This window comes from Martinezella rhizogenes, from assembly GCF_000799715.1.
In the GTDB taxonomy this organism is placed as follows: Bacteria; Pseudomonadota; Alphaproteobacteria; order Rhizobiales; family Rhizobiaceae; genus Rhizobium; species Rhizobium rhizogenes_C.
This window is the reverse complement of sequence record NZ_JUHG01000011.1, coordinates 139,653-152,848: the sequence shown is the minus strand read 5'-3', so window position 1 is coordinate 152,848 and position 13,196 is coordinate 139,653. Positions and strand designations below refer to the sequence as shown.

Annotated in this window: 7 protein-coding genes; 6 read left to right on the top strand and 1 reads right to left on the bottom strand. The window is 58.4% G+C overall.

Going from position 1 to position 13,196, the window contains the following annotated elements:
• Positions 1-509 precede the first annotated feature (509 nt).
• The 3 genes from EX00_RS04675 to EX00_RS04665 all read left to right on the top strand — a co-directional run bounded on the left by EX00_RS04675 (position 510) and on the right by EX00_RS04665 (position 5,371).
• Positions 510-3,485, top strand: coding sequence for a TrlF family AAA-like ATPase (locus tag EX00_RS04675; protein WP_047457441.1), 2,976 nt, complete (start codon positions 510-512; stop codon positions 3,483-3,485).
• 160 nt (positions 3,486-3,645) lie between these two features.
• Positions 3,646-4,830, top strand: coding sequence for a DUF3644 domain-containing protein (locus EX00_RS04670; protein ID WP_047454638.1), 1,185 nt, complete (start codon positions 3,646-3,648; stop codon positions 4,828-4,830).
• Positions 4,831-4,894: 64 nt separating this feature from the next.
• Complete coding sequence (locus EX00_RS04665) at positions 4,895-5,371, top strand: hypothetical protein (protein WP_047454636.1); 477 nt, start codon at positions 4,895-4,897, stop codon at positions 5,369-5,371.
• A gap of 246 nt (positions 5,372-5,617) precedes the next feature.
• On the opposite strand, the gene EX00_RS04660 is transcribed toward EX00_RS04665, so the two are convergent.
• Complete coding sequence (locus tag EX00_RS04660; RefSeq protein ID WP_234708974.1) at positions 5,618-6,118, bottom strand: hypothetical protein; 501 nt, start codon at positions 6,116-6,118, stop codon at positions 5,618-5,620.
• Between the two features lie 227 nt (positions 6,119-6,345).
• Here EX00_RS04660 and EX00_RS04655 point away from each other — a divergent pair, with 227 nt between their 5' ends.
• From EX00_RS04655 to EX00_RS04645, 3 genes are read left to right on the top strand one after another with little or no spacing between them, the layout of a single operon-like run.
• Positions 6,346-9,345 (top strand): BPTD_3080 family restriction endonuclease, encoded by a 3,000-nt coding sequence (locus EX00_RS04655; protein ID WP_047454634.1) that lies wholly within the window; start codon positions 6,346-6,348, stop codon positions 9,343-9,345.
• Positions 9,338-10,261, top strand: coding sequence for a hypothetical protein (locus tag EX00_RS04650; RefSeq protein ID WP_047454632.1), 924 nt, complete (start codon positions 9,338-9,340; stop codon positions 10,259-10,261). The genes EX00_RS04655 and EX00_RS04650 overlap by 8 nt, the downstream gene beginning before the upstream one ends.
• Positions 10,262-10,265: 4 nt before the next feature.
• Positions 10,266-13,196, top strand: coding sequence for a site-specific DNA-methyltransferase (locus EX00_RS04645; RefSeq protein ID WP_047454631.1), 2,931 nt, complete (start codon positions 10,266-10,268; stop codon positions 13,194-13,196).

The following is a 13,196-nucleotide window of genomic DNA, read 5'->3' as shown; positions in this document are numbered from 1 at the left end:
CGCCGCGCCTGAGTGCTGGCAAATGGTTCAGCCCCCTGTGCGGGACGGCATTGTCCCAGTGCAAAAATGATCTGTGAACGACCAGAAACTTTCCGAGATTAGCCGCTCAACGCTCTTTGAGCGGCTTCGCGTCGGCTGCCGAGAAGCGCCCAACGTTCAGCTTTACCCTGTTTTGCGCCATCCATGGGTTGTGCTGAGGCACCTGAGGTGACCCAATCGGCACCTTTGTTTCCGGATGAGACCGCCGCGGTGACCGGTACGCTGCATCGAAACAATCAGGTTGAAGGCGAGAAATGTTCATTGGCAGGCGTGCTTCGCGCGCTCTCGCTTGTGGTTCGGCGTGCCGCCAATTTACTTTCCGCCGTCAATACAGTGAATGGAGCGACAGTATATTGCGCGGCGCTAGTTTCAGGACGTAATCCTAGGATAGAATGTACGGCGCGGGCTACCGTGAAGTTGCATCGCGGCAACGGCAGTAGGACAACGGAAAGAAGGGCATGACGGGGCGTATGATCAGTCGTGGTTCGGAATGGCACCGTTGGGAGCCGCATATTCATGCCCCTGGCACAATCCTTAACAACCAGTTCGGTGCAGCCGATCCCTGGGAGGCCTACCTCACATCGCTCGAAGGGCTGGCGCCCAAGGTCGAGGCGATTGCGGTCACCGACTATTACGTCACCGACACCTATGAGGAGTTCCTCAAGCACAAGGTGGCCGGCCGCTTGCCCGGCGTGAAGCTGGTTTTCCCCAATATTGAGTTGCGCCTGGATGTGGCGGCCAAATCGGGCTTCGTGAACATCCACCTTTTGGTCAGCCCTGAAGATAGCGACCACCTCAACGAGGTGAAACGCATTCTCAAGCGCCTGCAATTCCACGCATTCAATGACCGCTTCGATTGCACCCGTGAGGAGCTAATCAAGCTTGGAAAGCGATCCGACCAGTCCATCAATGACGACGGGGCGGCGCTTCGACACGGTGCAACGCAGTTCAAGGTCAACTTCGATCAATTGCGCAAGGTAATCGACGAAAGCGAATGGGCAACGAAGAACATCCTTATCGCCGTCGCTGGCGCCGCAGGGGACGGCACCTCAGGCGTCCGGCAGGCGGCCGACTCCACGGTCCGCCAAGAGATCGAGAAGTTCGCTCACATCATCTTCTCGAGTAGCCCGGCGCAGCGCGAGTTTTGGATCGGCCAGCGCAGCGTGACTATCGAAGAACTGCGTGGCCGTTATGACGGGTGCAAACCCTGTCTGCATGGCAGCGACTCCCATGATCAGAAATCTGTAGGGCAGCCCGTCAACAACCGCCTTTCGTGGATCAAGGGTGCGCTGGAATTTGATGCCCTCAGGCAAGCCTGCATCGACCCCGAAGGTCGCGCCTATGTCGGCGAGCAGCCGCCGCGTTCGGCGATGCCATCTCAGGTCATCTCGCATGTTCGGATCGACGATGCGGACTGGGCAACCACACCGGACATCCCGCTCAACCCTGGCCTTGTCGCCATAATCGGCGCACGCGGTTCGGGAAAAACTGCGCTCGCAGATGTCATCGCGGCCGGCTGCGATGCGATCACACCCTCCGGGTGGGACGCGGACGAAAACATAAGCCCCTCGTTCCTGGCGCGTGCGCGCCGGCTGATCGGCGATGCGACGACCACGCTAACCTGGGGCGGCGGCGGCACGGTCACCCGCGCGCTCGATGGCACCGACGCCAACGGCCACATGTCGTTTCCACGCGCCCGTTATCTGTCCCAGCAGTTTGTCGAGGAGCTGTGCTCGGCGAAAGGCGTCTCCGACGGGCTGGTCGACGAGATTGAGCGCGTGATCTTTGAGGCGCACTCACAAGATGATCGAGAATGGGCGCTCGACTTCGCCGAACTGCGCAACCAGCAAACTTCACGGTACCAGCAGGCGCGTGAGCGCGAGGCCGATGCGATCTCCGACATCTCAGATCGCATCGCGACCGAGTTCGAGAAAGAGAGCCTCGTCGCCTCGCTGACGAATCAGGTCGGCCAGAAGAAGAAGCTTATCGCCGACTATACCGCCGATCGTGCGAAGCTTGTCGTTAAGGGCACCGAGGCCCAGGTGGCCCGCCACACCCAGCTCAGCGAGGCGGCACAGAAGCTCAGGAACTGGATCCAGAATTTCGGTAATAAGCGCCGCACCTACGTCGCCTTGCAGGATGAAGTCCAGAGTATGCGAGCGACCGGCGCACCGGAGATGCTGCGCCAGGCTCAGGTTCGACACGCCAATAGCGGCCTTGACGCCAAACAGTGGGACGACTTCCTGCTGATTTACCAGGGCGACGTGGACAAGAGCCTCACGGCCTACGTCGCCTGGGTCGACGGCGAGGTACGCAAGCTCAACGGCGTGGCGCCGCCCCCCGGCGCTCCGAACATCGCCCTCATAGCAGACACTGCTGACATATCAACTTTGCCGCTCGCGCCGATCGCCGCCGAAATGACGCGGCTGGAGGCGCTGTTTAGCGCCGACAAGCTAGTGCGCGAGCAATATGCAGCCCTGACCGGACGCATTGCACAAGAAAATTCCGCCCTTCAAACGCTCGAAACCCGACTTGCCGACGCGCAGGCCGCTGCCGCGCGACGGAAGGAGCTGCAGACCGAGCGCGACGACACCTATGGCCGGGTCTTCGAAGCGATCATCAATGAGCAGAATGCACTAGCCGGCCTCTACGCGCCCTTGATGGCGCGCCTCGACGCATCTTCGGGCACGCTGAAGAAGCTCAGCTTCTCTGTTCGAAGGATCGCAGACGTCCAGGCCTGGGGCACGGTTGCGGAGGAAGAGCTTCTCGATCGGCGGAAGACCGGCCCCTTCTATGGACGAGGCTCGCTGATCGCTGCGGCGACCGACGCCCTTAAGTCCGCATGGGAGACCGGAACGGCGGCTGAGGTGCAGGCCGCCATGACGACCTTCATGGCGAAATACATGCGGGACCTGCTGTCGCATGCGCCGTACGCACCGACGCAGCAGGCTGATTTCCGTACGTGGTTGAAGCAGTTCGCACACTGGCTGTTCAGCACCGACCACATCACCGTCCGCTATGAGATCTCCTATGACGGCGTCGATATCCGCAAGCTCTCGCCCGGCACCCGAGGCATCGTGCTTCTGCTGCTCTATCTCGCGCTCGACGATTCCGATGACCGGCCGCTGATCATCGATCAGCCCGAAGAGAATCTCGATCCGAAATCCGTCTTCGACGAGCTTGTCGCGCTCTTCATCGCCGCGAAGGCGAAGCGCCAGGTGATCATGGTCACGCACAACGCCAACCTCGTCATCAACACCGACGCGGATCAGATCATCGTGGCTGAAGCAGGACCGCATCCTTCAGGCGGTCTGCCGCCCATTAGCTATGTGGCGGGCGGGCTCGAGAACGCTGCGATCCGCAAAGCGGTCTGCGACATCCTCGAAGGTGGCGAAGCCGCGTTTCGCGAGCGCGCCCGGCGACTTCGCGTGCGTCTCGATCGATAGGATTGCTAGATGGTCATGTGAAGCGACGAAATCGATGCCTCCGGCCTCAGCTACATCCATGAGGACCAACAGAGCGCGAAATGGAATACGAGCACGACTACGGCAACGACTAGAACCGGGACATTGCAAACTGCGCAGCTAAGGAACGGGGGGCACGAAATTGGCAAGGCGACCAGGGAATACGCTCGAAAAATGGGAGGTCGCGATCGTCAAAGCGATGTTATCCCGCAACTACGTGCCACAGGATATTCAGGCGTATTTCTCTCGGCCCACCCGGTCGATAAACAATGCGCGAATCTCAGAGATAAAGGACGGTACAAAGCACAAGGCCATCAAGCTCGCGTCGGACGACGAGCTGGACACTTTCCTCGACAGTTGGCCGAACATTGATCCCGCTACCGGCCTCCACCTTCAAGGTGACGAACTGCTGGTGAAAGCTCGCGAGGCCATGATTGCGGCAGTCCACACATTCAACAGCGCTGGCCTCTACTTCAGGGCCGAGCTCTTCATCGTCACTGCGATCATAGCGTGGACCTATCTGATGCACGCCTATTACAAGCGCGAAGGTATCGATTATCGCCACAAGAAAGGCGGCGTGGTTGAGCGCACGCCATCCGGAGCCGAGAAACATTGGGAACTGAGCCAGTGCATCACCACTGGCGCCTGTCCACTTCAGAGCGGCATTGTCAACAATCTCAAGTTCTTGATAGAGATCAGGAACGAGATCGAGCATCGATCCACCAACAGGATCGACGATGCGCTCAGCGCGAAGCTACAGGCCTGCTGTATCAACTTCAACGACGCCATCAAGGAACTCTTCGGACGTGAGTTTGCCTTAGAGAAGCGGCTGCCGATCGCGTTGCAATTCGTGACGTTCGACGGTTTGCAACGACAGAGCCTGATCGCCACCGACCTGCCTGCCCATATCGCGACGGCGATGGACAACTTCCACGCTGCCCTCTCAGACGACGAGCAGAAGGACCCGAAATTCCGATTCCGCGTTGCTTTTGTGCCGAAGCTCTCCGGGAAAGTCAGCAAGTCCGACCTCGCAGTCGAATTCATCAAGCCCGGCTCGCCCGAAGCCGAGGCAGTCGAGCGGGTTCTCTTGAAGGAGGTGGAGCGTCCGAAACTCCTGCCTGGAGAAATTGTCGCAAAGGTGAAGGGCGCAGGACACGCCGCATTCAATATGTACGACCACACGAAGCTCTCTCAACAGCTCGACGCTCGCAATCCCGGCAAGGGTTACGGCGTGATGGTCGCGAACACTTGGTATTGGTACGAAAGCTGGCTGGAAAAGGTGCTTGAAAAACTCAACGAAGGCTGGACTAGGCCGGCAAAAGTATAAGGTCGGGGGTTAACGAGCCTGTCAATACATCTGCGCCACGCCAAGTCATACGAGGAGCATGCAAATGGCGAAGACATACAATCGGATGGCGAAACAGCCGGAGCCGAAAGGCTTCATCTTTGGTGCAACCGGTGTCTTCCCCTTGAAAGCTGATTCTCCAGAGGTCGAGAAGTGTCTCGAACGCAATCGACCGACGCGCTGTCTGCGGCGCGATAGCTGCGTGTACATGCGCGAGGATCGTGACTTTAGCCGGATGGGTTTGAGCTATAGCGAAGGTTACGTGCATCAGGTCGAGCCAACGGGGCCAGTCGAGCAACGCGATGTCACCTGGATTGGATACCTGCAACTCCTGCTGAACTGCAACGCGACGATACAGAAGGTCAGTGAGGAGCAGCGAATGAGTCGACATGGGTTTACCAACGATGAGCTCGCGCAACGGTACTGGGAAGGCGCCGTATCTCCGGAGCCAAATTTCGAGCATGTGACGTCGCAGGCCAAAGTCGTTGAGATCGACAACTTTCTGTCACCCGTGAAGCCGTAGCTAACCTATTCCGTAGTTGATCGGTCGGCCTAGCCTTCCTCGCCTGACGCGATTGGCGCTGAGGGGTAATGCGCTGGACGTGGGCTGCGGACCGTCAGCTTGTGGAAGTAATGACGCTTTATCCAACAACCGAAATTAGGCCGCGTTGCCGTCAGACAGTACAGGGGCCGGCAGCGAACTGACAGCTCTCGGTGCCAGGCACCGGTAGCTGCATTTGATCGTTGTGATCTTGAAATGTCATGACGATTACGCGGCCAATTGCCCGTGCCGCTCTAGGAGCCGCATCAATACCGCATTGGCGTGAGTGAAATTCGAGAGTTGGTCGCTGAGCTGATACGCCCACTTCTCGCCGTGGAAAAAGTTATTGCGGAACCGCCAAACGATAATCATTACAGTGAGAAGCCGATCGCGCGGATCGTTGTTGCTGCCGTCTAGCACTGACTGGACGATTGCGGGCTTGTCTGCGGGTCGCAGGTTCAGGTGCGGAAAATGGCGGGTGAAGGCGCCGTTGGCAAAATAGCGCTGGCGGAAATAATTCAGTTCTGGTGCGTATTGGTCAGCATCAAGCGTTCCCGCGTCACGCCACTCATCGACCTTCGTGCAGATCAGGTCGACGCGCGCAAAGTTGCCCATGACTTGGGACTCGAACAGGCTCCACAGGAATGTGAAGGTAAAGATCGCGGCGCGATCCGCTTCGGGCAATGCGTGGAAACCTGGCGCTTTTGCTAATAGCCATTGCATACTCATCATTTTACGCCTGTTACTGGTTGTTCATGACGCTGTTCAATCGTCAGGGCGTTCTCTTTCATACGGGGACAGCCTTGGGAAGTCGGTAATTGTAAGGGATTTCCTTTAACTCTTTCCACGCGGACTTCTCGTATCGTCAATTTCCCACTGGTCGTCGCCCCGTATGGACGTTACGAGTTGCAACCGAGACACCACAATCGAATCGACGTTCTCGGGGGGCGTTAGTAGTGAGCAGCTTTTACGAACGTCCTATTCTTAATTCGCCTTATAGCGCCCCTGAACTCCATCATCCGCTGGACAAGAACGGGCAGCCTTTGGACGGCGAGCCTAGGCAAGGTCGTCGCCCGTCCCGCTTCATCGTCCCAGTACCAGCATCCCGCAAGGGCGCGGCGGTATCCCAAGCGTCCCTGGATCTCGAATCCTACAACGAAAACGCTTTGATCAACGCCATCCGGGGACATCTCGACACTTGGCGCAAGCTACGCAACCCGGCAGATTGGGGGGTGACGGCGGCGACGCAGAGATTACTGGAGCATTGGCGGAGCCACGAGTTCAACGGGCCTACGCCCTTCTTCTGCCAAGTGGAGGCAGTCGAGACGATCATCTGGTTGACAGAGGTGGCGCCGAAGCGTGCCGCTACAAAAGCCTTCATAAATGACGTAGCTGCCGCCAATGCTGAAGCCAACCCAGCCCTGTTCCGCCTAGCGATGAAAATGGCGACGGGCAGCGGCAAGACCACGGTGATGGCCATGCTGATCGCGTGGCAGACAGTTAATGCTGTTCGACGTACTTCAAAAGATTTCTCGCGCGCCTTTCTGATCATCGCACCAGGCATCACGATCCGTGATCGTCTACGGGTTCTTCTACCAAGCGAAGCAGACAATTACTACGAGACCCGCGAAATCGTGCCGCCGGAGATGTTGCCCGACATTCGCCGCGCCGAAATCGTAGTCACAAACTACCACTCGTTTCAGCACCGCGAAACGCTTTCTCTGCCCAAGGTCGCTCGCAGCTTTCTGCAAGGCAATTCGCCGGAGCCGGTGAAGACTACTGAAACAGACGCGGACATGCTCAAGCGGGCGTGCGAAAAACTGCTGAACTTCGACCGCGTCAATGTGATCAACGACGAAGCGCATCACTGCTATCGCCACAAGGTGGATGGAGATGATGAAGGACCCTTGAGCGGCGACGACAAGAGAGAGGCAGCCGAGAACGAGGAAGCGGCGCGTCTTTGGATCAATGGGATCGAGGCGCTCGACCGAAAGCTGTCGAAGGGTGTTCGCGCTGTCTACGATCTTTCCGCGACGCCATTCTTCCTGAAGGGATCAGGATATCCGGAAGGTTTTTTGTTTCCGTGGGTCGTCTCCGACTTTAGCCTGATCGACGCGATCGAATGTGGCATCGTGAAACTTCCGCGCGTTCCGGTGACGGACAATCTCGTGCAGACCGACTCGGTGATCTACCGCGATCTCTGGAAGCACATAGGAAAGGATCTTCCCAGAACCGCAGCCGGCGCAAACAAGCTTAGTCCATTCGACCTTCCAAATCAGCTCAGAACTGCGCTAACTGCTCTCTACAGCCACTACGAGGGCGAGTTCGATCGGTGGAAACGCGAGGGAATCGAGGTTCCGCCGGTTTTCATCGTGGTTTGCCAGAACACTGCAATATCCAAGCTCGTGTTCGAATGGATCGCAGGATTCGAGCGAGGCGACGCCGAAGAGGGCGAACGCGCTGCCTTCCATGCGGGACATCTTGAACTGTTCCGGAACTATGACGACAACGGCGCCAGGTTGTCACGCCCGCGCACTCTCCTCATTGACTCGCGGCAGATCGAATCCGGAGATGCGCTGGACAAAGGATTCCACGAGGCCGCCAAAGCGGAGATCGAGCAGTTCAGGCGCGAGATGGCGGACCGGGAAGGCGCCGGCAGCATTGGCGCCGCGACAGACGAGAGCGCGCTGCTGCGTGAGGTGATGAACACCGTCGGCCGCCCTGGCCGCCTCGGCGAGCAGATCCGCTGCGTCGTTTCCGTATCGATGTTGACAGAAGGGTGGGACACGAACACGGTCACCCATATCCTGGGTGTCCGCGCCTTTGGCACGCAGCTCCTCTGCGAGCAAGTGGTCGGCCGGGGGCTGCGCCGCCAGTCCTACGAGTTGAATCCGCGCACTGGCCTGTTTGACGTCGAGTATGCCGATATCATGGGCATCCCCTTCGACTTCGCGTCTGCTCCACAGGTCGCGAAACCTACGAAGCCGAAGCCGGTCACCCGAGTGCACGCCATCAAGGAGCGGGCAAGCCTAGAGATCGTCTTTCCGCGCGTCAGCGGCTACCGGCGCGAACTGCCATCGGAGAAGCTGGAGGCCGTCTTCAACGACGACAGTCGCCTTGTGATCACGCCCGAAGACATTGGCCCGACCTCGGTCGTGATGGAAGGCATTGTCGGCGCAGGCGTTACGATTACGCCCGCCGTTCTTGAACGCCTGCGGCCATCCGAGATCAGCTTCAACCTTGCGAAGCACCTTCTCTACGCCCATTTCCGCGACGACGAAGGCTTTCCCAAACAACATCTCTTCCCGCAGATTCAACGGTTGGCGCGCCGGTGGTTGGACGAAGGCTACCTCGTCACAAAGGGAGTGCCCGTGGGGGCGATCCTGTATCAGGACCAGCTCGCCCGAGCGGCCGAGAAGATCGACATTGCACTGACGCGCGGCGGCGAAGGGCGAATCCTTGCGGTCCTGGATCCATACAACCCGAAGGGGTCGACGCGACACGTCAATTTCATCACATCCAAGACGTGTTGGGCGACTGGGGCGCGGCCAGCAAAAAGCCACATCAGCCATGTCGTCCTCGATTCAACCTGGGAGGAACAGCTCGCGCTGACGCTGGAAGGGCACCCGCGCGTCATCGCTTATGCCAAGAACCAAGCTCTGGGATTCGAAATTCCATATCTCGATGCCGGCGTCCTGCGCCGTTACGTCCCGGACTTCCTCGTTCGGCTTGACGACGGCGGCGCGGAACCGCTCAGCCTCATCCTGGAGGTGAAGGGCATTCGCGATGAAACCGACAAGGCGAAGGCTCAAACGACGAGCGACCTTTGGGTGAAGGGTGTCAATGCCCTCGGCGGCTTCGGCCGTTGGGAGTTTGCTGAGTTTAGGGACTGGACGGTGATGGAAGAGGACTTCTCCGCGCTCGTCGTAAAGTTGCTGGAGGCGAATAATGGTTGAACGAAAGCCTCATGCGGCGACAAACGATAACTTGCTCACCCACGGGCTTGCGCCGACTATGCGATTTCTGATCGCCGTTGCCTTGGATGGTTCAACGATGACCTACGGAGAACTTGGCGCGAAGCTCGAAAACGAGCGAGGCTTTTCCACTATCTTCAGGACGCGCCTCGGGTTTGTCGTCGGCTCCCTCATGGGCAAGATTCAGATGGTCGAGCCGACGGCTCCCCTGATCAATGTCCTGGCGGTCAACCAAAAGGATCGACAGCCCAGCAAGGGCGCCGGCTCGTTTATGGCGAGCCGCTTCAAAGAAAGGCGTCTTGATGAGGACGACGCCAAGACGCGCTTCCCGAGCCTCTGGCAGCACAGTTTCGAGCGAGCAGCGGGCGAAGTCTACAAAGTTTCCGCAACCGAGTGGTCTGATCTTTACTGGAAGGTCTTCGATGCACCTCTTGAGGAGGCTGCGATCGAGAATGACCGCGAAGACCGCAAGCGAGGTACCGAAAAAGACGGTATCCAGACCGGTCGAAACTATGGCAGCGCTGGCGAAGGGCCATTTCACAAAGCCCTTCGGCTATGGGTCAAGGATAATCCCGGATTGGTCGAGAACGCTTTCGGCGAGGCGACGACTGACACTGAAGTTGATCTGGATTCGGGTGACAGGATCGATGTCGTTTATAAATTAATTGATCGCACCATCGTCGTCGAGGTCAAATCCCGCATCTCGAACAACTTGGATTTGCGACGCGGCGTATATCAATGCATCAAGTATCGCGCGGTACGGCAGGCCATGGATGTCCGAGAGGCCACGCCCATCGAGGCGCTACTCGTCACCGAGAACGAACTGCCCGGTGAGATCGCCGCATTGATGAAGCTTCACGGAATCAGACATTTTGTAGCTCCTCTGGAGCGAGGTTGATCGCATGGCCCGTACGCCCAAATCCCCCCGTATCATTGATGCGCTGAAGCACGCAGGCGCCAGCCGCATCAACATTCCAACGGCCGAGATGGAGAGCTTCTTTCGGCGTGACGAGGACACCTCGCCGATGCCGCCGAAGCACTATCCGCGGACTCGATCGCTGGTTCACGGCTCGACACGGACGGCAGAGGAGCCGGGTAAGCCCGAGTTGATCTGGAGCGGTGCGACGATCACCATCTCCGACGAACAGATGCAGGAATTGGCCGAGACCGGGCGACTTACGCTGTCGGACGCCCAACTCGTCTGGCGGGGTAAAGACCGCCAAGACTGGTCCGACCTCGTGGTCAACGTGCCGCCACTTTACATCCAGGAGAAGATCCACCCCAAAGCGATCATCGATGAGCTGAAGCGGCGGACCGCTGCCAGCCGCGAGGCACAGACGGATACGCCAGATCTGTTCGCCGACTTTAACGGCATCGAGCCAGACCAGCGGGCGGAGTTCTATCAGCACGACCAGCACTGGTCGAATCGCATGATCCTTGGCGACAGCCTGCAGGTTATGGCGAGCCTGTCCGAGCGAGAGAGCCTGCGCGGCAAGGTCCAGTGCATCTATTTTGATCCGCCCTACGGCATTAAATTTAACTCGAACTGGCAGGTTTCGACGCAATCTTATGAGGTCAAGGACGGCAAGCAAGCCGACATCTCTCGCGAACCCGAACAGGTAAAGGCGTTCCGCGACACGTGGAAGGATGGCATCCATTCCTACCTGACCTATCTACGCGACCGGCTGACCGCGATGCGCGACCTATTGACGGAGAGTGGCTCGATTTTCGTACAAATTAGCGACGAGAATGTCCATCGGGTCCGAGCGGTGATGGACGAGGTGTTTGGAGATAAGAATTTCGTCGCAGAGATCGCTCTATCCAAATCGACCGGACTTACTTCTGAGCTTATTTCAAGTACATATGATATTATTATATGGTTCGCTAAAGATCGAAAAAACACAAAATATCGTCAACTTTATCTGTCGAAACCTCTGGATCAGGAGATTCGAGGAGAGTTTCGCTGGATAGATGAGGCTAGGGTTTCGACGCGCAAGGTTGCGCCCGAGGAAGCCGCGGATCCGTCCACCGTCGACATTCGAGAGGTATTTAGAACGAATTCTGCTGTTTCTCCGGGGGTTCGTGCCAATACAACGGGCTCCTTTGAATTTCAGGGCATGGTATTCAATTCTGGTAGTAATAGAAATTGGAAGACGACCATTCCGGGAATGATACGACTATGCAAAGCTAATCGTATTGTTAGTCAGCCCAAGTCAGTTCGGATATACAAGCAGTTCTGGAGTGATTTCGATCAGCTTCCCATAAACAACTTCTGGCTTGATGTTCGATCAGAGCAGAACAGAGTTTATGTCGTTCAGACCGTCGAAAAGGCGATTCAACGTTGCATTTTGATGACGACAGATCCTGGGGACCTTGTTCTTGATCCTACATGTGGTTCTGGAACCACATCCTATGTCGCCGAGCAGTGGGGTCGACGTTGGATTACGATGGACACTAGCCGCGTCGCCCTAGCGCTGGCACGCACACGTCTGATGGCGGCACGATATCCTTGGTATCTTTTGTCTGACAGTCGAGATGGACGCGCTAAGGAAGCCGGGTTGACCATGCGCCCGCAGTCAGACATCCCCGTCCATAACGATATTCGCCAGGGCTTCGTCTATGGGCGAGTTCCTCACATCATGCTCAGCTCGATCGCTAACAACCCGCTGATTGATGACATCTGGGAGAAGTGGCAAGCCGTCATGGAGCCGCTGCGCGCCGCGCTCAATACAGCGCTCAGCACGTCGCATGAGGAGTGGCAGATCTTGCGCGAGCTACCTGCCGGCGCGCCGGCCGCCGCTAGGGAGCCGCACGCCAAATGGTGGGAAGCCCGCATCGCCCGCCAGACCGAGATCGACGCCTCGATCGCCGCGCGGGCCGACGTTGAATATCTCTACGACAAGCCTTACACCGATCCCGGTCGCGTCCGCGTCGCCGGGCCGTTCACTGTGGAGAGCCTGTCGCCGCATCGGGTGCTGCCGGCGAGTGACGAGGAACTGGTCGACGACATCGAGGCCGCCGAAGGCCGGCGATCAGCAGCGCAAGCCGATCTAGCCGGCCAGGATTTTGCGGCGATCGTCATCGACTACCTCCGGACCGAGGGCGTCAAGCAGCAGGACAAGGGCGACCGCATCACCTTCGACAGCCTGACCCCCTGGCCGGGTGGCAAGTTCATCGGCGCGAGCGGCACTTTCATCGAAGGTGAGAGCGGGCCGGAGCGCCGCGCTGCGATCCTGATCGGGCCGGAATACGGCACGGTCGGCCGGCAGGACATCGTCGCTGCGGCGCGCGAGGCGGTCGACGCCCGCTTCGACGTGCTGATCGCCTGCGCCTTTAACTTCGACGCCCATTCCTCGGAACTGGGTAGCCTGGGCAGCCTGAAAATCCTCAAGGCGCGCATCAACCCCGACATGCACATGTCGGAGGAATTGAAGAACACCGGCCGCGGCAACATGTTCGTTGTCTTCGGCGAACCGGACGTCGACATTCTCGACGATGGCGGCCCGCAGATCCGCGTGAAGGTGAACGGCGTCGACGTGTTCGACCCGAATACCGGCGACATCCGCTCGAACGACACCGCCGGCATTGCCGCTTGGTTCGTCGACACAGACTACAACGAGGAAAGCTTCTTCGTCCGCCACGCCTACTTCCTCGGTGCCAACGATCCCTACAAGAGCCTGCGTACCGCGCTGCAGGCCGATATCGACGAGGACGCCTGGGCGACGCTCTATTCAGATACGTCACGCCCGTTCGAACGCCCGGCAACGGGCAAGATTGCGGTGAAGGTCATCAACCATTTCGGGGATGAAGTGATGAAGGTCTTTGGGGTTTAA

Coding starts and splice junctions, on each gene's coding strand:
- EX00_RS04660 (WP_234708974.1), bottom strand. CDS start 6,118: ATGAGTATGCAATGGCTATTAGCAAAAGCGCCAGGTTTCCACGCATTG.
- EX00_RS04665 (WP_047454636.1), top strand. CDS start 4,895: ATGGCGAAGACATACAATCGGATGGCGAAACAGCCGGAGCCGAAAGGC.
- EX00_RS04650 (WP_047454632.1), top strand. CDS start 9,338: ATGGTTGAACGAAAGCCTCATGCGGCGACAAACGATAACTTGCTCACC.
- EX00_RS04645 (WP_047454631.1), top strand. CDS start 10,266: ATGGCCCGTACGCCCAAATCCCCCCGTATCATTGATGCGCTGAAGCAC.
- EX00_RS04675 (WP_047457441.1), top strand. CDS start 510: ATGATCAGTCGTGGTTCGGAATGGCACCGTTGGGAGCCGCATATTCAT.